General features: G+C 73.9%; 23 protein-coding genes. 4 read left to right on the top strand and 19 right to left on the bottom strand.

What is annotated here, in order from left to right; translation table 11 throughout:
• Positions 1 to 117 precede the first annotated feature (117 nt).
• The 12 genes from ahcY to COO58_RS02040 form a co-directional block, all read right to left on the bottom strand.
• Positions 118 to 1,617: an adenosylhomocysteinase gene (gene ahcY, locus COO58_RS01985; protein WP_098743609.1), complete on the bottom strand. Its 1,500-nt coding sequence runs from the start codon at positions 1,615 to 1,617 to the stop codon at positions 118 to 120.
• A 285-nt stretch (positions 1,618 to 1,902) separates the two neighbouring features.
• Positions 1,903 to 3,060 carry a mannose-6-phosphate isomerase, class I gene (gene manA, locus COO58_RS01990; RefSeq protein ID WP_091581632.1) on the bottom strand — a complete coding sequence of 386 codons (1,158 nt, stop codon included), beginning with the start codon at positions 3,058 to 3,060 and terminating at the stop codon, positions 1,903 to 1,905.
• 3 nt (positions 3,061 to 3,063) lie between these two features.
• Positions 3,064 to 4,083, bottom strand: coding sequence for a cation diffusion facilitator family transporter (locus tag COO58_RS01995; RefSeq protein ID WP_091581637.1), 1,020 nt, complete (start codon positions 4,081 to 4,083; stop codon positions 3,064 to 3,066).
• Positions 4,084 to 4,111: 28 nt separating this feature from the next.
• On the bottom strand, positions 4,112 to 5,308 hold the full coding sequence (locus tag COO58_RS02000; protein ID WP_091581640.1) for an SIS domain-containing protein: 1,197 nt from the start codon (positions 5,306 to 5,308) through the stop codon (positions 4,112 to 4,114).
• Entirely contained in the window at positions 5,305 to 5,508 is a 204-nt protein-coding gene (locus COO58_RS02005; protein WP_091581643.1) for a Trm112 family protein, read from the bottom strand. Before COO58_RS02005 ends, COO58_RS02000 begins: the two co-directional genes overlap by 4 nt.
• Positions 5,509 to 5,690: 182 nt before the next feature.
• A complete protein-coding gene (locus tag COO58_RS02010) occupies positions 5,691 to 6,683 on the bottom strand; it encodes a hypothetical protein (protein WP_091584162.1) in 993 nt (330 codons plus the stop codon).
• Between the two features lie 113 nt (positions 6,684 to 6,796).
• A complete protein-coding gene (gene nfi / locus COO58_RS02015) occupies positions 6,797 to 7,507 on the bottom strand; it encodes a deoxyribonuclease V (protein ID WP_255292502.1) in 711 nt (236 codons plus the stop codon).
• 16 nt (positions 7,508 to 7,523) lie between these two features.
• On the bottom strand, positions 7,524 to 7,976 hold the full coding sequence (locus tag COO58_RS02020) for a DinB family protein (RefSeq protein ID WP_091581646.1): 453 nt from the start codon (positions 7,974 to 7,976) through the stop codon (positions 7,524 to 7,526).
• A 57-nt stretch (positions 7,977 to 8,033) separates the two neighbouring features.
• Positions 8,034 to 8,477 carry a hypothetical protein gene (locus COO58_RS02025; RefSeq protein WP_098746043.1) on the bottom strand — a complete coding sequence of 148 codons (444 nt, stop codon included), beginning with the start codon at positions 8,475 to 8,477 and terminating at the stop codon, positions 8,034 to 8,036.
• Positions 8,477 to 12,763, bottom strand: coding sequence for a toxin glutamine deamidase domain-containing protein (locus COO58_RS02030; protein ID WP_255292674.1), 4,287 nt, complete (start codon positions 12,761 to 12,763; stop codon positions 8,477 to 8,479). The genes COO58_RS02025 and COO58_RS02030 overlap by 1 nt, the downstream gene beginning before the upstream one ends.
• 24 nt (positions 12,764 to 12,787) lie before the next feature.
• A complete protein-coding gene (locus COO58_RS02035) occupies positions 12,788 to 13,144 on the bottom strand; it encodes a hypothetical protein (protein ID WP_091581659.1) in 357 nt (118 codons plus the stop codon).
• Between the two features lie 3 nt (positions 13,145 to 13,147).
• Complete coding sequence (locus tag COO58_RS02040) at positions 13,148 to 13,561, bottom strand: YbaB/EbfC family nucleoid-associated protein (protein WP_098743612.1); 414 nt, start codon at positions 13,559 to 13,561, stop codon at positions 13,148 to 13,150.
• A gap of 78 nt (positions 13,562 to 13,639) precedes the next feature.
• On the opposite strand from COO58_RS02040, the gene COO58_RS02045 reads away from it, so the two are divergent.
• Entirely contained in the window at positions 13,640 to 14,875 is a 1,236-nt protein-coding gene (locus COO58_RS02045; RefSeq protein ID WP_098743614.1) for an SUKH-3 domain-containing protein, read from the top strand.
• Between the two features lie 6 nt (positions 14,876 to 14,881).
• Here the strand turns inward: COO58_RS02045 and COO58_RS02050 are convergent, their stop codons facing one another.
• Complete coding sequence (locus COO58_RS02050; RefSeq protein WP_098743615.1) at positions 14,882 to 16,321, bottom strand: aldehyde dehydrogenase family protein; 1,440 nt, start codon at positions 16,319 to 16,321, stop codon at positions 14,882 to 14,884.
• A gap of 143 nt (positions 16,322 to 16,464) precedes the next feature.
• Between COO58_RS02050 and COO58_RS02055 the strand changes: the two genes are divergently transcribed.
• Positions 16,465 to 17,901: a gamma-aminobutyraldehyde dehydrogenase gene (locus COO58_RS02055; RefSeq protein ID WP_091581674.1), complete on the top strand. Its 1,437-nt coding sequence runs from the start codon at positions 16,465 to 16,467 to the stop codon at positions 17,899 to 17,901.
• A gap of 5 nt (positions 17,902 to 17,906) precedes the next feature.
• On the top strand, positions 17,907 to 19,178 hold the full coding sequence (gabT, locus tag COO58_RS02060) for a 4-aminobutyrate--2-oxoglutarate transaminase (protein WP_098743617.1): 1,272 nt from the start codon (positions 17,907 to 17,909) through the stop codon (positions 19,176 to 19,178).
• 66 nt (positions 19,179 to 19,244) lie between these two features.
• On the opposite strand, the gene COO58_RS02065 is transcribed toward gabT, so the two are convergent.
• From COO58_RS02065 to COO58_RS02090, 6 genes are all read right to left on the bottom strand, one after another.
• Positions 19,245 to 19,910, bottom strand: a complete 666-nt coding sequence (locus tag COO58_RS02065) for a hypothetical protein (RefSeq protein WP_098743618.1) — start codon at positions 19,908 to 19,910, stop codon at positions 19,245 to 19,247.
• A gap of 75 nt (positions 19,911 to 19,985) precedes the next feature.
• The gene (locus COO58_RS02070; RefSeq protein ID WP_098743620.1) at positions 19,986 to 20,621 is read right to left on the bottom strand and encodes a M15 family metallopeptidase; all 636 of its coding nucleotides are present in this window, start codon (positions 20,619 to 20,621) and stop codon (positions 19,986 to 19,988) included.
• Entirely contained in the window at positions 20,618 to 21,751 is a 1,134-nt protein-coding gene (locus COO58_RS02075) for a D-alanine--D-alanine ligase family protein (protein WP_098743622.1), read from the bottom strand. The genes COO58_RS02070 and COO58_RS02075 overlap by 4 nt, the downstream gene beginning before the upstream one ends.
• Positions 21,748 to 22,824, bottom strand: coding sequence for a threonine/serine dehydratase (locus COO58_RS02080; RefSeq protein WP_098743623.1), 1,077 nt, complete (start codon positions 22,822 to 22,824; stop codon positions 21,748 to 21,750). The genes COO58_RS02075 and COO58_RS02080 overlap by 4 nt, the downstream gene beginning before the upstream one ends.
• Positions 22,825 to 22,929: 105 nt before the next feature.
• Positions 22,930 to 23,982, bottom strand: a complete 1,053-nt coding sequence (locus tag COO58_RS02085; protein WP_098743625.1) for a HAMP domain-containing sensor histidine kinase — start codon at positions 23,980 to 23,982, stop codon at positions 22,930 to 22,932.
• Positions 23,979 to 24,644 carry a response regulator transcription factor gene (locus COO58_RS02090; RefSeq protein ID WP_098743626.1) on the bottom strand — a complete coding sequence of 222 codons (666 nt, stop codon included), beginning with the start codon at positions 24,642 to 24,644 and terminating at the stop codon, positions 23,979 to 23,981. Before COO58_RS02090 ends, COO58_RS02085 begins: the two co-directional genes overlap by 4 nt.
• 272 nt (positions 24,645 to 24,916) lie before the next feature.
• On the opposite strand from COO58_RS02090, the gene COO58_RS02100 reads away from it, so the two are divergent.
• Positions 24,917 to 26,200: a helix-turn-helix domain-containing protein gene (locus tag COO58_RS02100; protein ID WP_098746045.1), complete on the top strand. Its 1,284-nt coding sequence runs from the start codon at positions 24,917 to 24,919 to the stop codon at positions 26,198 to 26,200.
• Positions 26,201 to 26,213 lie beyond the last annotated feature (13 nt).

Here is a 26,213-nt window from a genome sequence, read left to right on the forward strand (position 1 = left end):
CAGGGCAACGTCACCCTGGTCGACCGATGCCCGACACCCGCCGGACCACCCGCGTACGCGAAAGGGACCGGGGCGGCCGCGCGGCGGCCGACCCCGGTCCCCTCCGGAAAGTGGGACTCAGTAGCGGTAGTGGTCCGACTTGAACGGGCCCTCCGGCGAGACGCCCAGGTAGGAGGCCTGCTCCTTGGTGAGCGTGGTCAGCTTGGCGCCGAGCGCGTCCAGGTGCAGCCGGGCGACCTTCTCGTCCAGGTGCTTGGGGAGCACGTAGACACCGATCGGGTATTCGTCGGTCTTGGTGAACAGCTCGATCTGGGCGATCGTCTGGTTGGCGAACGAGTTCGACATCACGAAGCTCGGGTGGCCGGTGGCGTTGCCCAGGTTCAGCAGGCGGCCCTCGGAGAGCACGATGATCGCGTGGCCGTCGTCGAAGCGCCACACGTCGACCTGCGGCTTGATGTTCTCCCGGGTGACGTCGCTGCGCTTCGCCAGGCCGGCCATGTCGATCTCGTTGTCGAAGTGGCCGATGTTGCCGACGATGGCCTGGTGCTTCATCCGGGCCATGTGCTCGTTGGTGATGACGTCGAAGCAACCGGTCGCGGTGATGAAGATGTCCGCCTGCTCGACCACGTCGTCCAGCGTGGCGACCTGGTAGCCGTCCATCGCCGCCTGGAGCGCGCAGATCGGGTCGACCTCGGTCACCACGACGCGGGCGCCCTGGCCGCGCAGCGACTCGGCACAGCCCTTGCCCACGTCGCCGTAGCCCATGACCACGGCCATCTTGCCGCCGATCAGCACGTCGGTGGCGCGGTTGATGCCGTCGATGAGCGAGTGGCGGCAGCCGTACTTGTTGTCGAACTTGCTCTTGGTCACCGAGTCGTTGACGTTGATCGCCGGGAAGAGCAGCGTGCCGGCGCGGTGCATCTCGTAGAGCCGGTGCACGCCGGTGGTGGTCTCCTCGGTGACGCCCTTGATGCCGGCCGCGATCCGGGTCCAGCGCTGGTTGTCCTCGCCGAGCGAGCGGTGCAGCAGCTCGAGGATGACCGCGTACTCCTCGGAGTCGGCGGACTCGACCGGCGGCACGACGCCGGCCTTCTCGAACTCGGCGCCCTTGTGGACGAGCAGGGTGGCGTCGCCACCGTCGTCGAGGATCATGTTGGGGCCCTGCCCGTCCGGCCAGGCGAGCACCTGCTCGGTGCACCACCAGTATTCCGGCAGGGACTCGCCCTTCCAGGCGTAGACCGGGACGCCGGCCGGCGCCTCGGGGGTGCCCTCGGGGCCGACCACGATCGCCGCTGCGGCGTGGTCCTGGGTGGAGAAGATGTTGCAGGACGCCCACCGGACCTGCGCGCCGAGCGCGACCAGGGTCTCGATCAGGACGGCGGTCTGGACGGTCATGTGCAGCGAGCCGGTGATGCGGGCGCCGGCGAGCGGCTGGGCCTCGGCGAACTCGCGCCGGATCGCCATCAGGCCGGGCATCTCGTGCTCCGCGAGCCGGATCTCCTTACGCCCGAACGCGGCGAGCGACAGATCCGCCACCTTGTAGTCGCCCTCGGCGAGGGTGCTCGGCCGGGCGCCGGACGACGAGCCGCTGGTGGCCGCCGGAAGGGTGCTGGTCATGGAAGCTCCTGTCGAAGGAAGTGCTGCGCAGCCTTCCACCTTACGCGCGTGGGCCCGCTCACCCGGTGCCGGTTGGCGCACGGGGACGGCGGGCGGGCGGCGGACAGCGCACGGGGCGGTCGGTCGTGAGCGGACTTTCCGCCCACGGCCCGGCCGCCCCGTGCATCCCCCCGGTTTGGTTCCCCGCGCGTCCCCGGACCTTCGTCGCGACAACGCTGCGTACCCATAGAGTCACACTGAGCAACCGCCCCGTCAAGCGTTTCGGGAAAGTCGGACTTGCTCCAGTCAGCGCAGGCCGCAGGTGGCCACGAACGCCTCGCCGTCCCCGCCGAGCGCCAACTGGCCGCCCGCGGCCGTACCGACCGCCGCCTGGCCCGCGCCGAGCGTCACCACACCGACCCCGTCGTCCACGGTCAGCTTGCCGGACCGGCAGAGCACCACCCGGGGGCCGGGCAGCGTCAGTCGCACCCCCGGCGACCCGACGGCCACCTCCACCCGGTGCAGAGCGAAATCCTCCACCGGCACCGGCCAGGTCAGCACGCCGGGCGCCACCGGCTCCGGCCGCACCACCGGGTCGGCCAGCACCTCGAACCGCAGCACCCGCACCAACTCGTCCACGTCGACCCGCTTCGGGGTCAGCCCTCCGCGCAGCACGTTGTCGCTGGCCGCCATGATCTCCACACCGGTGCCGCGCAGGTAGGCGTGCAGGTTGCCGGCCGGCATCCAGATCGCCTGGCCCGGCGCCAGCCGGACGTGGTGCAGCAGCAACGCCACCACCACGCCCGGGTCGGCCGGATAGCCGACGGCCAGCGCCCGCACCAGCGCCGCGTCCGGCGAGGTCGAGCCGGCGGCCGCCGCCGACACGGCCGCCACCAGCCCGGCGCGCTCCGCGTCCGGCCAGCTCAGCAGCGCGCGTACGGCCTCCCGCAGGCCCGCCGGCCCGGTGCGCAGCGCGGCCACCACCGGCTCCAGCGCGGGTACGCCGAACGCGGCGATCGCCGCCGCCGACTCGGCCGGGTCACGGAAGCCGCAGAGCGCGTCGAACTCCGAGAGCGCGACCAGCAGCTCCGGCTTGTGGTAGGGGTCGACGTAGTTGACCCGCCCCACGTCCGCCGCGTGCCCGGCCCGCGCCTGCTCGGCGTCCGGATGGGCCTGCAGGCTCAGCGGCGCGTCCGCGGCCAGCACCTTCAGCAGGAACGGCAGCCGGGTGCCGAACCGGCCGACCAGCCGCTCGCCGAGCCAGTGCCCCGGCTCGGCGACCAGCAGCTCGGTCAGGCTGACCGGACGGCCGTCCCGGTCCACCGTGGCCGGGGCGCCCGGGTGGGCGCCCAGCCACAGCTCGGCCTCCGGCCCGTCGCTCGGCACCGGTCGCCCCTGCAACGCGGCGATCGCGGTCCGCGAGCCCCAGGCGTAGTCCCGGATCCGCCCCTGCAACAACTCCATCGGTCAGCTCCCGGAACGCCCGGCCACCTCGTCGGCCGCCGGCGCGTCGGTGGTCGCGGCCTCCGGCACGGCCGTGTCGGCCGCCTGCCCGGTGCCCGCCCGCTCCGCGGCCGCGCTGTAGATGTCCGGCTCCAGGTAGATCACCCGGGCGATCGGCACCTCGCGACGGATCCGCGCCTCGACCGCGTTGATGCCCCGGGCCAGCTCCTCGGCGCTCTCGCAGGCCGGCACGGCGATCTTGGCGGCCACCATCAGCTCCTCCGGGCCGAGGTAGAGCGTCTTCATGTGGATGATCCGCTCGACCTCGGGGCCACTGGTGACGGCCTGCTCGATCTTGGCCAGCTCGCCGCGCTCCGCGCCCTCACCGAGCAGCAGGCTCTTGGTCTCGATCGCCAGCGTGATCGCGATGATCACCAGCAGCACACCGATCATCGCGGTGCCGGCGGCGTCCCACATGCCGTCGCCGGTGATCAACGTCATGCCGACGCCGAACAGCGCGAAGACCAGACCGACCAGGGCGCCGAAGTCCTCCAGCAGCACCACCGGCAGCTCCGGGGCCTTGGCCCGGCGGATGAACCGGACCCAGGTCTGCTTGCCCCGCACCAGGTTGGACTCCTTGATCGCGGTGCGGAAGGAGAAGCCCTCCATGACGATCGCGGCCAGCAGCACCACCACCGGCACCCACTGCCACTCCGTGATCGCGTGCGGGTCGGAGGCCTTGTGGTAGGCCTCGTAGAGCGCGAACAGGCCACCGAGGCTGAACAGCACGATCGCCACGATGAACGCATAGATGTAGCGCTCCCGGCCGTAGCCGAACGGATGCTGCGGCGTCGCCTCCCGCTTGGCCCGCCGACCGCCGATCAGCAGCAGTCCCTGGTTGCCGGAGTCGGCCACCGAGTGGATCGACTCGGCCAGCATCGACGACGAGCCGGTCAGCAGGAACGCGATGAACTTGGTGACGGCGATGCCGAGGTTCGCCGCCAGGGCGGCGACGATCGCCTTCGTGCCCCCGTTTGCGCTCATTCCCCGCCTCGCTCGATGCCGCACGTGCTCACTGGTTTGCCAGCTCCTTCATTTCCGTGACGGCCGGTACGGCCATCGGGTCCAGCCCGTGTGCCAGGGCGAGGTAGATCGAGGCGAAGTCGGGGACCGCGACCAGCGAGGCGAGCCGCTCCAGGGCGGAGCCGCCCTCGGCGGTGACCACGTCGCAGCGCACCCCGCGCCGCTCGGCGAGCGTCTGCACCGCGTCCGCGCGGCGCTCCTCCACCGCCAGCGGCTCGTCTGTGTCGTCGTCGGCGTTGAGCCCGCCGTCGCGCAGCAGCACCAACCGCAGCCGGGTGCCGTCGGGGTCGTCGTCGCCCGGGTCGGCGAAGATGTCCCGCTCGCCCTCGGCCAGCCCACCGAAGACACCGTCGAGCAGGCCCACCCGACCTCGGCCGGCCTCGCCCAGCGCGCCGGTGACCACCGGATAGCGGGCGTTGGCGGACAGCGTGTCACCGAACCGGCGGGCGGCCACGGTGGCCAGCGGGGACGAGCCCCAGACGATCGGGATCGACCCGGACAGGCCCAGCGCCAGCGACTTCGCCGGGTTGACGAAGGACTCGGCGGTCGGCCGGCACCGGTCGGCGTCGGCGTCCAACCGGGCCGCCGTCTCGGCCAGGTCCGCCTCGTTGACCTTCACGAGCCCGAGCGTACGGGCGGCGAGCAGGACCGGCACGGTGAGCGCCCAGAGGCTGGCCCGGGCCGGGGCGCGCCGGGGCACCGGGATGAACGGCGCCCGGGCCCGCTCGGCCACCGACTGGAGTTGCGAGTCCGGCGCGCCGACGGCGACCAGCCGGGCCCCGCGCCGGTGCGCCGCCTCGGCCGCGCCCAACGCCTCGGGGCTGCGGCCGGACGCGCTCACCGCGATGACCACGTCCGCCGCGCCCACCCAGCCGGGCACGCCGGCGCTGCGGTGCGGAATGACCGGCACCGGGCAGCGCGGACCGGCCACGGTCGCCAGCACGTCCCCGGTGCGCCCGGCGGTGCCGATGCCGGCGATGACCACCGCGCGGGGGCGGCCGTCGTCGGCGAGCACGGACAGGTTCGCCTCGGCCGCCAGCGCCGCCGACTCCCGCACCTGGGCACCCGCCGAGGCGGTGAACCGCAGCATCCCGCCCGGATCGCGCTCGGACAGCAGCGCCGGGTCGTCCAGCAGGGCCTCGTCCGCGTGCCGGTGCCCGCTGACCCCGGCCGTACCCTCCATCACCGCGACGACCCGCCACGCGCGTCGTCGGCGGGACCGCCGCGCGCCTCGTCCAGGAGCAGCACCGGGACGTCGTCGCGCACCTCGAAGACGCGGCCGCACTCGGTGCAGGTGAGCGTCTGCGCCTGCGCGTCGTAGTCGAGCGGGGCGTGGTGCGTGTCCGGGCAGGCGAGGATCTCGAGCAACTGCGGGTCCAGGGCCACGGCGCGGCTCCTTCCACGTATGTGGTCTCACCGGTCGGCGGTGCCGTCCGGCGCACGCGATCTTATCGGCGAACCGGCCCCGGCACCGGGCCCCGTTCGGCACCCGGCGACCGGCCCCGCGACCGGGTCACGCCGCCATCACTCTTCGTCACGGTAACCCCGGGGACCCGTCGGGTTCCGGCTCAGTCCGGCATGCGGGGCAACACGCTGGTGGCGTCCGCGCCCCCGGGGGCCGGCGGGGCGGGGGCGGGGGCCACGTCCCCGGCCGCCGGAGAGGTGGGAGCGGCAGCCGTCGGCGCCCCGTACACGTTGCCGGTCGGCCGGGGCGGCGTGGCTCCGCCGTACACCGTCGGGGCGGGCCCCGGCGTCCCGGAGCGGTAGGTGGTGCTGCTGCGCGGCAGTGGAACCGGCGGATGGTCGGCCGCCGGCACGGCGTCCGAACGGTCCGCGCGGCTGCGCCGCACCAGCAGGACGATCAGCGCGGCGCCGACGAGCACCAGCCCGATGCCGAACCACATGATCATGGAACCTCCGAAGGACGAGTCGTCGGCCGCGGCGGCGGGGTCGACGGCGGCAACGACCGGCGACGTGCTCGCCGTCTCGGCCGGAGTGGTCACTGCCGCGCTGGGCGTGGGGGTCGGCGAGGGCTTGCGGGAAGGGCTCGCGCTCGGCGTGGGCTGCGCACCCACCAGCCGGGCCGACCGGCCGGCCCGGCCGAGCACCTGGCCGTTCGCCGCGCTCGCCTCCCCGGCCAGCTCCAGCCGCCCACCGACGGCGCCGTCCGCGAAGGCCACCCGGTAACGCACCGTGGCGCCCTTGCCCTTGCACAGCGGCCGGTCGACCGCCGCCACCTGGGCGGTGGCGACCGCGCCCCCGCCGCCGGAGACCGGCACCGGCGTCCACCGGCGACCGACCGCCACCTCCACCCGGACCTGGTCCGCGCGCAGGCCCTCGACCCGCAACCCGAGCGCGGTACGCAGCAGGACGCAGCCCTCGGTCCGCTTCCGCACCTCGATCGCCACCACGCCCGGTGACCCACCGGCGGTGAAGCTGGCCGCCGAGCGCAGCCCCACCCGGTCACCCTCCGCCAGGGCCGGGGAAGCCGGGGCGGCCACCAGGCCACCCAGCAACGCGCCGACCGTGGCCCAGCGCGCCGCGTGCCGCCTCACCGACATCTCCACCTCACCGTTTCCGTCCCGGACGGGATCCGCCGGTGAGGTTACTACCCGGCCACCCGGGCACCCGCCCATCGAGCGCTCCACATGTGTGCCGCGACACGCCGCCACGGTCAGCCCCGGTCGCCACCCGCCGCGAGCGCTCGGCGGCAGAGCTGGTCCGCCGTCCGGGTCGTCTCCGGAAGCCGGTACCGGGGCGTCAGGGCCAGTACCCGTTCCACCGCGTTCTCCAACCCCATCCGGTGCCCGACGCTGACGAAGACCGGCCTGGTCCCGTCCTGAGTCCGCAGCACCCGTCCGACCTCCTCGTCGCGGTCGCGCAGCGGCGACCACTCCCCCCGCCGCGGCCCTGGCCCGGTCCAGGTGCCGACCAGCGAGGTCTTCCCGACCCCGATCGCCGGCAACCCGGTCACCAGACCCAGATGGCAGGCCAACCCGAACCGGCGCGGGTGCGCCACCCCGTGTCCGTCGCAGACCAGCAGCTCGGGGCGGACGGTGAGCCGGTCCAGCGCCGCCAGCAACGCCGGCATCTCGCGGAAGGCGAACAACCCCGGCACGTACGGGAACGCCGGCCGCCCCACGGCCACCGCCTCGTCCACCACGGCGAGGCTGGTCGCGTCCAGGACCGTGACGGCCGCCGCCAGCCGGTCGCCGCTGGTCGCGTACGCGACGTCCAGGCCGGCGACCGTCGCGGGCGCGGACGGGCCGGGCCCGACCAGGTCCACCCGGAACCGCAACTCCTCCTGTACGCGGCGCGCCTCCGCCTCGTCGGCCGGTGGCCGGTAGGGCACCGTCACGACCGCCGCGCCCCGGGCTCGGTCCACCGCGACGTCCGAGTCGTCACCGGACCCGACGCCCGTCGATCCGCTCACGGAGCAGGTCGGCGTGCCCGTTGTGCCGGGCGTACTCCCCGATCGCGTGCACCAACACCTCCCGCAACGTCACGATCCGGTCCCCCCGGTGACCCCTCACCTCCAGGTTCGGCGCGGCGGCCACGTACCGCTCGGCGAACGCGACCTCGGCCCGCCACGCCGCCCAGGCCTTTTCGACCACGGCCGGCTCGGCGATAGCGCCGGTGAAGGGCTCGTCCGGATCGCCGGTGGGCCAGATCCGCGCCACGTCCTTGCCGGCCAACGTGCGGCGGAACCAGTGCCGCTCCAGCTCGGCGAGGTGTCGGACCAGACCGAGCAGCGACATCGTCGACGGCGGCACCGACCGGCGGGCGAGCTGTTCCGGGGCGAGCCCGGCGCAGGCGAGTTCCAGGGTGAGGCGCTGGTGCTCCAGGTGGGTCATGAGCAGGCTCCGCTCCCCTTCAGGGGAACCGTCGGAGCGGGGGTGATCCGTCACGTCTCAGGGGTTGGTCGAGGCGATTGTCGGGTCGGCGCCCGGGTCACCGGCCCGCTGGAGTTGCTCCTCGAACATCACGAAGGTCCGCCGCCTGATGCCCCTGATGAGCGCCGTCTCCTCCGCGGTGAACGGCCGCCTCTCCGCGACGGCGGGCGCCTCGAGCGCCCGGACCGTTTCGTAGAGCGCGAAGATCTCTCCCTCGCCCCTCAGGTAGCGTCCCCGCAGCCGCTCGACGTGCTGGACGAAAGCACCAGCCGAACGCACGTAGATCTCCCCGCCCACGCCACCGAGCACGTCGTCGACCAGATCCTCCGCCGACCGCCAACCGCCGGTCGAGCGGTCCAGCTTCCAGGCGGCGTAGCCACCATCCGCTGTGGCCAACAGCTTCACGGGCGTGTCGTAGTGCTCGAAATAGGCAGGAAGTTCGACGCCGTCGACCGTAGCCATCATTCACTCCCCTTGTGCAGCGCCGTCTGAAGAGCCGCCCAGAACATCTCGCGCTGACGCCGAAGCACCCCTCGACGGATGGCGGACTCCGTCACCGTCACGCTACGTCCCTCCTGACGAGCAACCGCGTTGAGGTCACGCCGCACTTCGAAGAGGGAATGCTCCCACGTCGCCACCTTGTCGAGTGGCGCCAGTTGCAGCCGGAACTCTGCGATGTGCCCGTTGGAGGCTCGGAGGAACACCTGTACATCTCGGTATCCACCGTTCTGTGGGCTCTGGAAGCGGTCTTCGAACTTCACCAGATCCAATCGCCCGTCATTCCTCAGGCGCGCCAGTCCGCCGTAGAGCTCGTCCAGGGTGTCGAACGAGACGTAGCCGCCCGCGAGATCCTTCAGTTGTGAGGCGTCGCCACCGTAGCCCTCGATCTTGTCCTCGGCCCGCTCACGGTCCTTGGGCTTGGGGCGCGGGTGATACGCAGCGCTACCGCCGCATGACGCTGCCAAATCCTGCCCCAGGGAATTGATCTCCGACTGTGCTACAGCGGCTTCCTCGTACAACTGGTCGAGATACTGCTCCCGGTAGGCCGCGTCCCCGAGTCGCGCAGAATCGAAACCGGGCTGCTCCGCCTCCAGGCCGTCGACAGTAAAGGAGCTGCTCAGCGCCAACTGAGCGTCTGTCAGTGGAGTCGGCATCAGGGCCGGGGGCTCCGCCGCGGCGACAACATCGGCTCCCCGTTCGCGGATCTCGTTCACCACGTCTCTCAACACGTCGATGGCCTGCTGGTGGCTTGCCAGGTGATGCAGGGTCACCGGGCGGGCGGTCAGGGAGTTCGCGAGTTCCGGTGTCGCCAGGATCATCCGGACCAGGTCGGGCTGCTCCGCGAGCTGCCGTACCAGCGTCTCGGCCAGCAACTCCTCCCGCCGCGGCGGCGCCTCCCAACTCTGGTCGAGCATCCGCTGCACGCGCGGGTCCGCGAACAGCCGCTTCAGGTCGGCGGCCGCGCTCTCCTCCAACCCCGGCACCAGCCGTCGTAGCGTCGGCCCGTCGGCGTGCTGGGCCAACTCCAACGGCGTCACCCCGACCGCGAACGCGTCGTCCAGGCTGCCGCTCGTCGCCAGCGCGTCCCGGACGTAGATCCCGGCGGCGAAGCGGGCCGCGTGTGCCTCCCGGTGCGCCCGACGGATGTCAGCCGGATCCGGCTCGATCGGTGGCGCGCTGCCAGGCGGCGAGGTGTCGGTCGAACGGTGGAAGGTGGTGGACTCGCCGAGCAGGTGCACCCGGTTGAAGTCGGGTGGGTCCCCGCCGTCGGACGGCGGTGGGTCCGGCGGGCGTGGCGGCGCCGGCCGGGGCGAGGGCTCGGGCAGGACGTTGAAGGTGCCGGGCGGCCGGCCGGCGAGCGGCATCGGACGGCCGTCCGGGCCGAGCACCAGCGCGTCGACGCCGACCACGTTGCCGGCGAACGGCGTACCGCCGTGCCGGTAGAGCGGTTGGTCGGCCACCGCGCCCGTCTGCGGGTCCAGGTAGAGGACTGTGCCGTTCTGGTTCAGCGCCACCCAGGCGTGTGAGCCGCCACCCTCGAAGCTGGTGATGAGGAACGCGTAGCTGCCGTGGCCCCCCGCCGCCAACTGCGCGTGCAGGTCCCGGTAGCCGCCCTCGACCAGCGTCCGCCGGGCCGCACCGGTGACGCCCGGCCGACCGGGCGCGGTCAGGTTCTGGAAGCGTCCGCCGGTCGTCTCCTCGACCCGCAACGGGCCGTCCACCTCGCCGCCCACCGGGCGGCGGACGTCTCCCGCCAGGTAGCCGTCGAACGTACGCGGAGCGGCGACCCGCGGCCGGCCGTGCACCCAGGTGTCGTAGAACGAGAGTGTGCAGTCGAGGCAGTTGATGCCCCGCGTGGCGTCCGCGCTCGGCCCGCCGTCGTTCGCCAACCGGAACCATCCGCCACGCCGGGGGTCGGCGGTGCGGAGCACGCTGCCGTCCGGGTTGCGCGGCATCTGCCGTTCGAGGTCCGTCTGGTGCAGGGCGAGCGGGGGCCGGAGACCACCACGAATGCCGTAGGGGCGGGACTGGTCGACCGAAGGAGGATGGCGGTTGCCGGTGAGCGCGGAGTGGTCGGGCGTCTCCACCGCGCCGAGGGCCAGGTCCGCCACGTCGTCGTTGATCCGGTAGAAGTCGAGGTCGTCCTCGACCATCACCCGCTCCGGCACGACTCTTCCGGCAAGGACGTTCTGCGCCTCGTCGCGCAGCTCCGACGCTTCCAGTGCGGCTTCGTGAGCTTCCCGGTGCCACCGTTCGGCTGCCAACGTGCGACCGTCCCGGCGTAGTGCCGTGGCTTGGGCGGCCCAGTCACTGGCTCGTTCCTCGTGATAGTCGGCACGCTCGTGGAGCCAGTCCGCCCTGGTCTGGCGCCGGCGGTCCTCGAACCACTCGCGCTGGGACCGCAGGTAACCGCCGTAGCGGCGCCGATCGAGGGCCTCCCGGTCGGCCGCCAACCGTGCGGCTCGTTCGCGAGGGTTCTCCACCCTGGGCGGAGGCGAGTCGAGCGGGTCGAAGACGCCAGGCGGCGGGTTCGCAGAGTGGGCGGGGGCCAGCGTCTCCAGCAACGGGAAGCGTGGATTGGGCGCCGGCCGGGGATCCGGCCCGACACCGGGCGTGGCCGGGTGCGGGCCGACCTGCGGGTGAACCGGTGGGGCCGGCAACGAACCGGCGGGTCCGCCGCCGACTCCCGGCGCCGGACGGTCCAGCGCCGACGGCGCGGCCGGGTGCGCGGCGTCCGCCGCCAGCGGCGGGGACAGCGTCGGCGCCGCCGCCGCGTGCACCGGCGCAGCGGGGGACGGACCACTCACGTCGACCGCCGCCGGAGGCGGGCCGGTTCGCAGCTCGGTCGGAGCAGTGAACGACGTGCCGGCGGCGGGCACCTCCACCGCGACCGAGGAGAGCGTCGGACTCGTCGCGACGGCCGGGTGCGCCGAGTCGCTGGTCGGGACGCTCGGTGACGGGTGGTCGGCCGGATGAGACGGCGGCCGGGCGGTCATGTCCGGTGCCGGGACCGCCGGTTCTGCCGTCACGACCGTCTCGGCGTCCGCGACAGTCAGCGCACGGGACAGCGCCGCGTCGGCCGTGGGCGGCGTCACCGCCTCCGGGTTCGTCCGTTGGTGGCTGACCGCCTGATCGCCACCCCAGTCCGACGGGGACGTTTCGGGTGTCCGCTGGCTCGGCACCAGCCCCACCGGGTCGGGTGGCGGTGGCACGTCGAAGCCCACGGGTGGCGCCGTGAATCCGCCCAGCTTCGCGTCGAGCCGGTGGTGCAGCGCGGTGTCGGCCTGCCCGGTGGCCGAGCCGGTCGCCCCGGAGGCGGCGGCGCGTGCCAGGTCCTCCAAGGACGGCCCGTGGCCGGTGGCGAGGCCGGCGGCGGTCTCCGCGAGGCTCTCCCCGGCCATCTCCCGCCCGAAGCGCTCCCCGATCTCGGCGAACCGACCGCTGGCGTGCCGCCCCAGACCGGCCAGGGGCGCGGCGGCGCCGCCGGCGAAGCCGCCGAGCCCCGACGTGCCCACGTCGGCGAGGTCCAGGCCGTCGCGGCGGCCGGTGGAGTTCTGGTAGGCCTGGGTCGCGAGGCTGGTGCTCGCCTCCTGCCCTGCCTCCACGAGACCGCCGAGCGCCGCCCGCCGCGCGAGGCCCTTGGCGCCGCTCTTCGCGACCTCCTTGGCGGCCCGTTCACCCGCCTCCTTCAGGCCCTCCCGGACCGCCTTGCGGGCCAGATCGGCCACCAGTCGCCTGAAGATCTGCTGCACGGCCATCCGGGTGGCCGTGATCGCGGCACCGGCCGCCGGTGACGCGGCACCCGCGGTGAGGACGGTGACGACCGCAAGGGACAGCAGCTCCACGACCAGGATACCCAGCTCGATCCAGGCTTCCAGCTTCGCGCCCTCGATGTCGCAGCCGCAGGAGTCGACCAGCCGACCCAGCTCGTCGGTGGCCGACACCAGGACGTGCAGCGGGGCGTCCTCGCCCCCGGCCACCCGGTGCCAGGCCGTGTCGAACGCCTGCGCCACCAGGCCGACGCCGCCGTACCCGCTCTTCACCTCGCCGGCGGCGGTGGTGGCGTCGTCACGCGGCCCGGCCAGGACGCCAGCCACGCCGTACCACTGGTCGGCCAGGTCCCAGACGGCACGCTCGTCGCCCTCCGGCCATTCGACGCCGACCACCCAGTCGAGCGCCTCGTAGATCCAGCCGGGCAGGTCCCAGGGGCAGTAGTCGAGCGGGTGCGGGATCGGGCTGGGCAGCATGCTCACGCGCGGATCCTCCGGTGGTCAGCGCCAGGGCCGGTGCGGGTCGTGCCTCTGGTGCGGGATCTTGCCGAGGTCACGGGCATTGCTCAGGTCTGTCTCCACGGTGGCGGCGACCGAGCGCACCACGTCCGACCCGATCCCTTCGAGTGACCGGCCGAGAAGCTCCCACGCGCGCAGCAGCGTCTCGGCGTAGCGCTGGTAGTGCTTGTCGAAAGCGGCGCCGATGTCGTCCCGCCCCCACGGCCGTTGGGCACTCGCCGCGGCGATCGGGTCGCCGGTCTCCCGGCGGGCCCCGGCCACGGCCTTGCCGGCGAGGCTCAGGTCGGCACCACCGCGACGGGCCCGGTCCGGGTCCAGCCAGATCTCTCCCCCGGCCACCGTTCAGTCCCCACGCGACAGCACGGTGTCGGCCCGGCCGAGCAGCGCACCGAAGTCGTGGGTGTGGAGGAACTCGACCGACGGCGAACCGGGCGGCAGGTAGCCGGCGACCAGCTCGCGGGTGGCGCTGGTCGCGGACGCGGACGCCCGCAGTACCGTTTCAGTGATCTTGCGGCTCAGGGCTCGGGCATCCCGGTCGTGGAACACCGCGGGGCTCACCTCGACGCTGATCAGCTCGCCTCGCGCCCCCACCACCGCGGTGACCTGACCGTCGTCGGAGCGTTCGGTCACCCGCAGCTCGGCCAGTTTGGACTGAAGTTCCTCCAGACCGGACCGGAGTCGCTGGTATTGGCCGTACACCTCGTCGAAGCGCGTGCGCAGCGCACGGTTCGCATCCCGGTCCGCACTCTCAGCCACCGCCGAATCCCTTCCGTCACCGTGGGTAGGGCCGACCATACCGGGTGCCACGAAATCCGTGGGGTCCGGTAATTTCAGGTGGTGATCGAGCGACAGCAGGCCGAGCAGATCGCCTCCGTGTGGGCCCGGCGTGACTCCGACCGCCTGGGCTTCCCCTGCACTCCGGTGGTCGAGGAGTTCGACCTGGGTTACGTCGTGCTCTCCACCGTGTCCACCGACGCCCGGGCCCTGCCCGGCGACCTGCCGACCACGGTCATCGACAAGGAGACCGGCGAGGTGTCCACCTGGCCCCGGATCCCGGCGGTCGCGGTCGAGCAGATGTACCGGCAACGCCGGCCGGCCGAGCCCCGCGCTCCCCGCACCGTCGACCCGGCCGCGCAACTGCTCCGCGAACTGGTCCGGCTGCCCACACCGGGAGCGGCGGCGCACCTCACGCTGGACGGCCGGCTGCACGTCGCGCAGGGCGCGAAGGGCGACGTCGAACTGCGGCACCATCCGCTCGTGCGGGCCTACCTGGACGAACTGCCCCCGGGCCACCTGGTGCGCGGCGGGGATCGGCACGCCGAGATGATCGTCGTCTCCGACGCGCTGCACGACCATGACCACCGCCGCGCCGCCGACGGGCTTCCGCCGCTGACCCTTGAGGACGCACGCCGATTGCTGGGGACGAGCCGAATCGAGTTCTTCCGCATCCGCGAGGCAGGCGACCCGGCCGGCGGGCCGGCGGACCTGCGATGCGAGTCGTGCATTCGCTTCCTCGTGCACGTCGGCGTGCTGCCCTGGCCCGAGCTGGCATACGCGGAGGAGTGGCACCCGGAACCCCAGACACCTCCCGACCCCGACCGGTTCCCCGCCGAGGTCGCCGACGCGCTCGTGGTCGCCGGCTGGCGGCCCCACTTCGGGGACGAGGTGTCCGCGGCCACCTCCGTCCGGAAGGTCGGTGAGGTCAACGGGAGCAGGCACAGTCACTTGTCGTTTCCGGCCGCCCTGGCGACACTGACCGCCTTCCCGGGTCTGGTCAGTGCCCGTCAGGGACCGGGCGAGGCGGCGTGGATCTCCCGGTTCGAGGTGCGTCCGCGGAAGGTCGCCCACACCGCCGACACCCTCGCCGACTTCGGCGCGGTCCTCGGCGCCCGTCTCTTCCCCCTCGGCAGCGAACGCCAGGAGAGCATCCTCGCCGTCGACGAGCACGGCCGGGTCTTCGCCCTGGACCAGGCCGGCGAGTGGTTCCTCGGCGCGGACGTCGACGCCGCTCTCACCACCCTGCTGCTCGGCCGCGCCGCCCCCCGCGTCCGCGACGACGGCACCTGGTGACCGGTCCTACAACTCGACCCCGGTGAGCACCGTGACGCGCTGCTCGGTGTAGTCCTCCATGGCGCTGCGCAGCCCCTCCCGCCCGACCCCGGAGCCCTTCACGCCCCCGTACGGCATCTGGTCGGCCCGGTAGGACGGCACGTCTCCGATGATCACGCCGCCGACCTCCAGCGTCCGGGCGGCGGTGAACGCCACGTCCATCCGGTGGGTGAACACGCCGGCCTGGAGCCCGTACGCGGAGTCGTTGACCGCGGCGAACGCGGCCCCGTCGTCAGCGACCGGAGTGACCACCAGCACCGGCCCGAACACCTCCTCGGCGCAGACCTTCGCGTCGGCGGGCACGCCGCTGAGCACCGTCGGCGGATAGGTGGCGCCGTCGCGCCGGCCGCCCACCTCGATGGTGGCCCCGGCGGCGACCGCCTCGTCCACCCACGCCTCCACGCGCTGCGCCGCCTCGACGGACACCAGCGGGCCGACGTCGGTCGCCTCGGCGCGGGGGTCGCCGGTGCGCAACTCCTCGACGGCGGCGACGAGCCGGGGCAGGAAACCGTCGTAGAGCCATTCGTGCACGTAGACGCGCTGCACCGCGATGCACGACTGCCCGGCCTGGTAGTTGGAGAACGTGGCGATCCGGTGGGCGGCGAAGGTCAGATCCTCGTCCGCCGACCAGTCCTCGCAGATGACCGCGGCGGCGTTGCCGCCCAGTTCCAGGGTGACGTGCTTGTCCGGGGCGGCGCGGCGGATCGCGGCGCCGACCGGCCCGGAGCCGGTGAACGAGACCACCGGCAGCCGGGGGTCGGCGACCAGGTCGGCGGCGCGCTCGTTGGGCAGCGGCAGCACCGAGAACATGCCCTCGGGCAGGTCGGTCTCGGCCAGGATCTCGCCGAGCAGCAACGCGGTGAGCGGGGTGGCCGGGGCCGGTTTGACGACGATCGGGGCGCCGACGGCGAGCGCCGGGGCGACCTTGTGGGCGACCAGGTTGAGCGGGAAGTTGAACGGGGTGATGCCGAGCACCGGTCCGCGCGGCGCGCGCCGGATCAGGGCGATCCGCCCGGTGGCGGCGGGGTCGGTGTCGAGGCGTTGCAGCTCGCCGGAGAAGCGTCGGGCCTCCTCGGCGGCCCAGCGGAACGTGGAGATCGCGCGCCCCACCTCCGCCTTCGCCCACTTGACCGGCTTGCCGTTCTCGGCGGTGATCAGCGCGGCGACCTCGTCGGCCCGTTCGGCGAGCCGGCGGGACACGTGGTCCAGGGCGGCGGCGCGGGCGTGCGCGGGCAGAGCCGCGGCCTGCGCGGCAACCCGGGCGGCGCCCGCGACGGCGGCCTCGACCTGGTCGGCCGTGGCGAGAGTGGTACGCCCCACCGGCTGCCCGTCGTACGGGTGGGTGACGGTCAACTCCTGCTCGCCGTGGGCGGGGCGGCCGGCGACATAGAAGGCTCTCGGCTCCACGCTCGGCAGCGTAGACCACGGACGCCCGCGCGGAAACAGTTGCTCAAACCCTTGTCTGCCTCGGATTCAGTAGCCAAGATGGCAGTCAGATTGCGATAACCTCCGCTGACCCTCCTCCCGGCCACCCCTCTCGGAGACTTCTGATGAGCGACCAGCAGCAGCTGCGCAACTTCGTCAACGGCGAGTACGTCGACCCGGTGGACGGCGGCTACGCCGACCTGATCGACCCGTGCACCGGCGAGGTCTTCGCCCAGGCGCCGGTGTCCGGGGCGGCGGACGTGGACGCGGCGATGAAGGCCGCCTCCGCCGCGTTCGAGACCTGGCGGGACGCCACGCCGGCCGAGCGGCAGCGGGCGCTGCTCAAGTTCGCCGACGCGGTGGAGTCCCGGGCCGCCGAGCTGGTCGACGCCGAGGTCCGCAACACCGGCAAGCCCCGGCAGCTCACCGCCGACGAGGAGCTGCCGCCGGCCGTGGACGAGCTGCGCTTCTTCGCGGGGGCGGCCCGCCTGCTGGAGGGGCGTTCGGCCGGCGAGTACCTGGCCGGGCACACCTCGTACGTGCGGCGCGAGCCGATCGGCGTCTGCGCCCAGGTGACACCCTGGAACTACCCGCTGATGATGGCGGTCTGGAAGATCGCCCCGGCGCTGGCGGCCGGTAACGCGGTGGTGCTGAAGCCGTCGGACACCACGCCGGTGTCGACGCTGCTGCTGGCCGAGATCGCCGCCGAGCACCTGCCCCCGGGTGTGTTCAACGTGGTCTGCGGAGACCGCGACACCGGCCGTACCCTGGTCTCCCACCCGACCCCGCAGCTCGTGTCGATCACCGGCTCGACCCGCGCGGGCATGGAGGTCGCCGCCGCGGCGGCGCCGGACCTCAAGCGGACCCACCTGGAGCTGGGAGGCAAGGCCCCGGTGGTGATCTTCGACGACGCGGACGTGGCGGCGGCGGCCGAGGCGATCGCGGTGGGCGGCTACTTCAACGCCGGTCAGGACTGCACGGCGGCGACCCGCGTGCTCACCGGGCCGGGCATCCACGAGGACTTCGTGGCGGCGCTGACCGAGCAGGCCCGCAACACCCGCACCGGCGCGCCGGACGACGCCGACGTGCTCTACGGTCCGCTGAACAACGCCAACCAGCTCGCCCGGGTGAGCGGCTTCGTGGACCGGCTGCCGGACCACGCGAACGTCACCACCGGCGGGTCCCGGGTCGGCGATCGCGGCTTCTTCTACGCCCCGACCGTGGTCTCCGGCGTCCGCCAGGCCGACGAGATCATCCAGGACGAGGTGTTCGGTCCGGTGATCACCGTGCAACGGTTCTCCGACGAGGACGAGGCGGTGCGCTGGGCCAACGGCGTGGACTACGGCCTGTCCGCCTCGGTGTGGACGCGCGACCACGGCCGGGCCATGCGGATGACGCGGCGGCTGGACTTCGGCTGCGTCTGGGTGAACACGCACATCCCGTTCGTCTCGGAGATGCCGCACGGCGGCTTCAAGCACTCCGGCCACGGGAAGGACCTGTCGGTCTACAGCCTGGAGGACTACACCCGGGTCAAGCACGTCATGCACCACATCGAGGGCTGATCCCGATGGCCACCAGCGAGGAGTTGCACAAGCGCCGGGTCGGGGCCGTGGCGCGTGGCGTGGGCAGCACGATCGCCGCCTACGTGGACCGGGCGGGCGGCGGCACGATCACGGACGTGGACGGCCGGGAGTGGATCGACTTCGCCGCCGGCATCGCGGTCACCACCGTGGGCAACTCCGCCCCGAGGGTGGTCGAGGCGGTTCGGGCCCAGGTGGAGCGGTTCACCCACACCTGCTTCATGGTCGCGCCCTACGAGTCGTACGTGGCGGTGTGCGAGCAGCTCAACGCGCTGACCCCGGGCGGCTTCGAGAAGCGCTCGGCGTTGTTCAACTCCGGCGCCGAGGCGGTGGAGAACGCGGTGAAGATCGCCCGGCACGCCACCGGCCGGCCCGCGGTGGTGGTGTTCGACCACGCCTACCACGGCCGGACCAACCTGACCATGGCGCTGACCGCGAAGAACATGCCGTACAAGCACCGGTTCGGGCCGTTCGCCGGTGAGGTCTACCGGGTGCCGATGTCGTATCCGCTGCGCGACGGCGGGCTGGACGGGGCCACCGCCGCGGCCCGGTCGATCGAGATGATCGAGAAACAGGTGGGCGCGGAGAACGTGGCCGCGCTGCTGATCGAGCCGATCCAGGGCGAGGGCGGTTTCGTCGTACCCGCCGAGGGTTTCCTGCCGGCGCTGCGCGAGTGGGCGACGGCGGCCGGGGTGGTGTTCGTCGCCGACGAGATCCAGACCGGCTTCTGCCGCACCGGCGACTGGTTCGCCTGCGCGCACGAGGGCGTCGAGCCGGACCTGGTCACGCTGGCCAAGGGCATCGCCGGTGGGTTGCCGCTGGCGGCGGTGACCGGGCGGGCCGAGCTGATGGACGCGGTGCACGTCGGCGGCCTGGGCGGCACCTACGGCGGCAACCCGATCGCCTGCGCCGCCGCGCTGGCGGCGATGGAGACCATGCGGGAGCTGGACCTGGCCGCCGCTGCCCGGCGGATCGGCGCGGTGATGGGCGCGCGGCTGCGCGCGATCGCCGACCGGGATCCGCGCGTCGCCGAGGTACGCGGCCGGGGCGCGATGCTGGCCGTGGAGATCGTCGTGCCGGGCACGCTGACGCCGGACCCGGCCGCCACGGCGGCGATCTCGGCGGCCTGCCACGCGGCCGGGCTGCTCACGTTGACCTGCGGCACCTACGGCAACGTGCTGCGCTTCCTGCCGCCGCTGGTCATCTCCGACGACGAGTTGGCCCGGGGTCTCGACATCCTCGACGCCGCGTTCGGCTGACCGGTCGGCGCTGATCGTGGCGCACCACGGGACCCCCGGGTCCGAACGTGGTGCGCCACGTCGTCGTCAGCGCAGCAGTTGGACCGTGTTGCGGCGGACCAGGTTCTTGCCCGGCTCGCGGATCGCGTCCATGGCGGCGGCGTTGAGCAGCACGCAACTGCCCGACGGCCCGGTCACCGCCACGGTCACCACCTTGCCGTTGTCCAGGTTGGTCACCCGCAGCCGGGTGCCGACCGGGAACTGACCGCTGGTGGCGGCCGGCGCCCCGCCCTCGGCGGAGAACGTGATCGACCCGGTGCAGACGCTGCCGCCGATCGGCTGGGCGCTGCCCGGACGGGTTTCGCCCGGCTGCGCGCCGCCGCCCGGCGCCGACGCGGCCACGCCGTCGAGACGCTCCACCACGTTGCGCCGGACGACGTTCTTGCCCGGTTCCCGGACCAGGTCCATGGCGGCGGCGTTGAGCAGCACGCAACTGCCCGACGGCCCGGTCACGGTCACCGTCGCCACCTTGTTGTTGTCCAGGTTGGTGACCCGCAGCCGGGTGCCCACCGGGAACCGGTCGCTGGTCGCCGCCGGCGCCCCGCCCTCGGCCGAGAAGGTCACCGACCCGGCGCAGACCGACCGTGCGGCCGGCGCGGTCTCCGCGAAACCCATTCCGGTGCCCACCGAGACGACCACGCTCGCGGCCACCGCCACGGTCGCCGCCAACACGTGCTTGCGCTGCACCCTCACGTTCTCTCCCGTCGTCGGTGTCGTTCGACAGCTGGTACGGACGGGAGCGGCCAACCGTTCAGCGACGACCGGGAATCACAGCGGACCGTAACGGGTGTGCGACTCTCCGGTGAGGAGCGCCCAGTACCGGTCGCCGTAGGACCAGTGCCACCACTCGGTCGGATAGTTCACCAGCCCCGCGCCACTCAACGCGGACACCAGGATCCGCCGGTTGCGCCACGCGGTGACCGGGATGTGCCGGGCCGCGGTGAAGCAGGCGTCCGCGCTCTCCTCCGGCGTCGCGTCCAGGGCCGTGCCCATCGCCACCTCGACCCCGTCGGAATCGCAGAGCGTCAGGTCCACCGCGCCGCCGGTGCTGTGCGGGGCCACCTCGACCGGCGAGACGAACTTGGTGGTCTCCCGGTGCAGCCGCTCGGCCGACCAGTCCGGGTGCCGCCGACGCAACTCGTCCCGGTAGCCGGTGAAGATGTCGAGCTGCGCCCGGTACGGCCGGTAGCCCTCGACCACGAGCAGGCGCAGGCCGGGCGGCAGCGCCCGCTGCGCGGCCAGCAGCCGGTCCGCGACCCCGCGCCGCACCCGCGCGTACGCCCCGGCGGGGTCGGCGGCCCGCCCGTCCACCCGCAGCTCCGGCACCTCCCGAAGGTCGACCAGGGGTTCGCCGTCGTCCCGGCTGGACACCGCGGCGACCCGGGGGTCGGAGAGCAGGATCACGGCGTACCCCCCGGGTGCGCGCCGGACGGCCGGGCCGCGTGGCGGGTGAAGGCGAGCGCGACCAGCCGGTCCACCACCTCCGGGTACGCCACGCCGGACGCGGCCCACACCTTCGGGTACATCGAGTGCGCGGTGAAGCCGGGCAGCGTGTTCAGCTCGTTGACGAACAGGTCGCCGGTGGCCTCGTCGTAGAGGAAGTCGACCCGGGCCAGACCCCAGCCGCCGATCGCGGCGAACGCCCGCACGGACAGCTCCCGGATCCGCTCGGTGACCTCGTCGGGCAGCGACGCCGGGACGATCATCGGGTCGGCGTCGCCGAAGTACTTCTGCCGGTAGTCGAACCAGCCGCCCGCGACCCGCACCTCGCCGACCGCCGACGCCTCCGGCCGCCAGCCGCCGAGCACGCCGCACTCCAGCTCCCGGCCGGTCACCCCCTGCTCGACCAGCACCACGTGGTCGTGCCGGAACGCCTCCTCGACGGCTGCCGCCAGGTCGTCGCCTTCGGCGACCCGGGAGATCCCGATCGAGGAGCCCATCCGGGCCGGCTTGACGAACAGCGGCCGGCGCAGCCCGACCACCAGCTTCTCCGAGTCCTCCGCCGCCCGCCAGGTGGGCTCGTCGAACCAGACGTGCGGGGTGGTCGGCACGCCCTCGGCCCGCAGCGCCCGCTTCATCGCCACCTTGTCCATGCCGACGGCGGAGGCGAGGATGCCGCATCCGACGTACGGCACGCCGAGCGACTCGAGCAGGCCCTGCACCACGCCGTCCTCGCCGTACGGGCCGTGCAGCACCGGGAAGACCACGTCCAGCTCGGCGTGTGTGGTGGCGGGCACGTCGGCGGCGGTGACCGCGACCGTGCCGGCGGCCGACCCGCGCCGCAGCTCCACCGCCGGCCCGGTCACCGGCAGGCGGTCGTCGATCGCCCGGCCGGCGGCGACGGTCGTGAGGTGCCGGGTCAGCGCCGGCTCCGGCACCATCCGCAGCCCGCCGGCGCGGGTGATCCCGAGCGCGACCACGTGGTGGCCCCGTTCGGCCAGGGCCCGGGCCACGCCGAGCGCCGAGGCGCAGGAGACCTCGTGCTCGGCCGACGGCCCGCCGAACAGCACACCGATCCGCACCGTCGTCGTCATGCCGCCACTCCCGCCGTCGTCCGGTCGCCCGCCAGCCGGGCCACCAGGTCCGCTTCCACGTTTCCGCCGGTCAGCACCACGCCGACCGTCCTTCGTCGCCCGCCACCAGAAGGCCACGGCGACCCACCGACGTCGCCGGGACCGGCCGCCGTGCCCACGCCGCCGCCGCCGGCCGGCTCGCCCAGCCGCAGCGCGCCGGCCAGCGCGGCGGCGCCGGACGGCTCGACGAGCACCTTCAGGTCCAGCAGGAGCAGCCGGAACGCCTCCGCGATCGCGTCGTCGTCGACCCGGACCACCCCGCGCACGCCGGTGCGGGCCACCGCGAACGGCAGGTCACCGACGCAGCCGGGACGGAGTCCCTCGGCCAGGCTCGGCGCCGGGGCCACCGGTGTGGGCCGTCCGGCGGCCAGGCTGCGGGCCAGCGAGTCGCACCCGACCGGCTCCACGCCGTACACCTCGATCGGGGTTCCGGCCGCCGCCAGGCAGGCCCCGGCGATGCCGCCGCCCCCGCCCACCGGCACCACGAGCGCGTCCAGCGGTGTGCCGTGCCGCGCCGCCTCCTCGATCAGTTCCAGGCTCGCGCTGCCCTGCCCGGCCACCACGTCCGGGTGGTCGTACGCGTCGACCAGCGGGTGGCCCTCCACCTCGGCGATCCGCCGCGCCACGGCCAGGCGCTCCTCGACGGTGGTACCGGCGCGGACCACCCGGGCGCCGGCCGCCCGCGCCCGGTCCACCTTGACCGGCGCGGCGTCCACCGGCAGCACCACGGTGGCGGCCAGCCCGTGCCGGCGCGCGGCCAGCGCCACCGCGACCGCGTGGTTGCCGGTGCTCTGCGCGACCACTCCGGTGTGCCCGGCGTCGGCGAGCCGGCCCACCGCCAGCATCGCGCCGCGCATCTTGTACGAGCCGCCGTCCTGGAGGTTCTCCGCCTTGAGCAGGATGCGGGCGCCGGCCAGGCGGTCGATCGCCGGGCTGTGCAGCACCGGGGTACGCACCACCCGGCCGGCCAGCCGGCGGGCGGCCTCCTCGACGTCGGCCCGGGCCGGCAGCGCCGGCCCGTGTGTTCGGGACATGGTTCCTCCTTGTCGGATCGGGTGCGGCGGCGTCGCCGGGGCCCGTTCGGGCAGGTGGCATCGCGGGACGCCGCAACGGCGGGTCCCGTGGTGTGCGGAGGGGTGTCAGCGCACGGTGGGCAGGTGGACGTCGACCCGCAGGCCGCCGTCCTCGCCCGGACGCGCGGCGATGATGCCGCCGTGCGCCTGGGTGATGGAGCGGGCGATGGCCAGGCCGAGCCCGGCGCCGCCGCCCTGGTTGGTGCGGTCCCGGGCGAGGCGCCGGAACGGCTCGAACAGCCCGGCGACCGCCTCGCCGGGGACGGCCTGCCCGCTGTTGGTGACGGTCAGCGCCGGGTCGCCGCCGACGGCGACGACGAGCCGTCCGCCCTCGCGGTTGTACTTGATGCCGTTCTCCACCAGGTTCGTGACCAGGCGTTCCAGCAGTACCCGCTCGCCGGTCACGATCCGGGGCGACAGTCGGCTCTCCACTGTCACGCCCGCTTCGGCCGCCCGGTCGGCGTACGCGGCCAGCACGGCGGCGACGACCTCGTCGAGGCGCTGCGGGGTGGAGGACCGCAGGCCCTGGTCGCTCTCGCTGAGCGCGAGCAGCCCTTCGATCAGCCGCTCGTTGCGCTCGTTGGTGGCCAGCAGTTGCGCGGTCAGCAGGTCCAGCTGCTCACCGCTGAGCGACCGGGCCATGCCGACCTCGATCAGCGTGCGCTGCACCGCCAGCGGCGTCCGCAGCTCGTGCGAGGCGTTGGCGGCGAACCGTCGCTGCCCCTCGTAGCCGGCGGTGACCCGGTCCATCATGTCGTCGATGGCACGGGTGAGCCGGGCCAGCTCGTCCCGCCCGCCCCGCCGGATCCGGTAGCCGAGGTTCTGCGGTCCCAGGTTCGCGATCGGGTCGGCCAGGTCGCGCACCGGGCGCAGGCACCAGCGGGCCCCGACCCACACCCCGACACCGGCGGTGACCAGCACCAGCAGTTCGGTGAGCGTCGGGAGCAGCGGGACGAACGGCCGTCCCGGTTCGCACACCGCGCCGATCGTGGCAAGCCCGCAGAACTGCTGGGCCCGCCACCACACCAGTTCGAGCAGCCACTTGACCAGGTTGGGCAGCAGGAACCCGGCGAGCAGGGCGAGCACCCCGACCAGCAGGATGCGGCGGCGAGGGCTCACGCCGGCTCACCGATCCGGTAGCCGGCCTTCGGCACGGTGTGCAGGACGGACGGCTGGCCGAGCTTCTTGCGCAGCGTCATGACGGTGACCCGGACCGCGTTGGTGAACGGGTCGGCGAACTCGTCCCAGGCCTGTTCGAGCAGGTCCTCGGTGCTGACCACCCGCCCGCCGGCACGCAGCAGCACGTGCAGGACGGCGAACTCCTTGGGGCTCAGGCCGAGCGGGCGGCCGTCCCGGGTGGCCGTGTGCGCGGCCACGTCGAGCACCACGCCGTGCCGTTCCAGCACCGGCGGCACCGCCGGGGTGGACCGCCGGCCCAGGGCCTGCACCCGCGCCACCAGCTCGGCGAACGCGAACGGCTTGGTGAGGTAGTCGTCCGCGCCCAGCCCGAGGCCGGCCACCCGGTCCCGGATGCCGGCGGCGGCGGTGAGCAGCAGCACCCGGGTGCCGGCATCCGACCCGGCCAGGCTCCGGCACACCTCGTCGCCGGTGGCGCCGGGCATGTCCCGGTCCAGCACCGCCACGTCGTAGCGGTTGACGCCGATCCGCTCCAGCGCGCCGTCGCCGTCGTAACAGACGTCGACCGCCATGGAGAACCGCCGCAGCCCCTCGGCGACCGTGTCCGCCAACAGCCGCTCGTCGTCCGCCACCAGCACCCGCACCGTTGTCCGCTCCCCGTGTCTTCCCTGGTCGTCCCGCACACGGTCGCAGGTCGGAGATAAGGGTTCCGTAAGCGGCCGCCGCAGCCATCTTCCTCAGCGGCGGAACGCCGACAACCGGGTCCGGGACGTCCGCGTGCCGTCTGGGGCGTTCGTCCGGACGGCAGGGCCCCCGGCGGGCCGAGGAGTGACCCGGATCACGTCCGGCGCTCGATCCGCTCCACCCTTGGCGGTCGGGGGTGACGTGGGTCACGATGGGTGGGAGGAGGTCGGTGGTGACTGACCCGTGGCTCGCCCTGGAGTTCGGCGCGGATCCGGCGGAGCGGATCGCGCAGGTCGGTGCCGCCCACGAGGCGTTCCTCACCGCCGGCACCGCGACCGGCCGGGTCCGCGACGTGGTGCGTCGGTCCTGGGAGCGCTCCGCGCGGCTCGACCCGGAGGCCACCGCGCCGGTCGACCTCACCGACGACGCGTTGGAGAGCTACCGGGCGGCGCACCCGCTGGCCCGGGTGCTGCCGCTCTTCCGCGACCTGCTCGGCGGCATCGCGCAGGACGGCGCCCACCTGATGGCGGTCTGCGACGCCGGCGGCCGGCTGCTCTGGGTGGAGGGGCACCCGGGCGTGCTCCGACACGCCGAGCGGATGAACTTCGTGCCGGGCGCCCGCTGGGACGAGGCACACGTCGGCACCAACGCGCCGGGCACCGCGCTCGCCGTCGACCACAGCGTGCAGATCTTCGCCACCGAGCACTTCGTCCGGCCGGTGCAGCGCTGGACCTGCGCCGCCGCCCCGATCCACGATCCGGCCACCGGCCTGCTGCTCGGCGCCGTCGACATCACCGGCGGCGACCACCTGGCCAACCCGCAGAGCCTCGCGCTGGTCCGGGCCACCGCCCGGGCCGCCGAGGCGTTCCTGGCCGCCGCCGCCCCCGCCGCGCCGGACGTGCCGCACGTGGCCGCGCTCGGTCGGGACGAGGCGGAGCTGCGCGTCGGCGGCCGGCGCGTCCGGCTCGGCCGGCGGCACAGCGAGCTGCTGGTGCTGCTCGTCCAGCACCCCGAGGGGCGCACCGGGGAGCAGCTCGGCCTCGACCTCTACGGCGACGACCGGCTGCACCCGGTCACCCTGCGCGCCGAGCTGTCCCGGCTGCGCCGCGCGCTCGGCGACGAGCTGCTCGACTCCCGCCCCTACCGGCTGCGGGCACCCGTGCGCGCCGACTTCCGTACCGTCACCGAACTGCTGGAGGGCGGCGATCCGGCGGCGGCGCTGCGCGCGTACCCCGGGCCCCTGCTGCCCGCCTCCGACGCGCCGGGGGTGGCGCGACTGCGCCGGCTGGTCGACGGCCAGCTGCGCGCGGCGGTGCTGGCGGGCGGGGACCCGGGCCTGCTCGCGGCCTGGACCGCGACCGCCGCCGGCGCCGACGACCTGGCCGCCTGGCAGGCCCTGGCCCGGGCGCTGCCGCCGGGCGCGCCCCGCCGGCCGCTCGCGGTCGCCCGGGCCCGCCAGCTCGCCGAGGAGTACGCGCTGCCGCGCGCAACGTTCCTGCAACGTCGCGGAAACTAGCCTCCCGCCATCC

It is taken from the genome of Micromonospora sp. WMMA1996, assembly GCF_002573675.1.
Classification (GTDB): Bacteria; Actinomycetota; Actinomycetes; order Mycobacteriales; family Micromonosporaceae; genus Micromonospora; species Micromonospora sediminicola.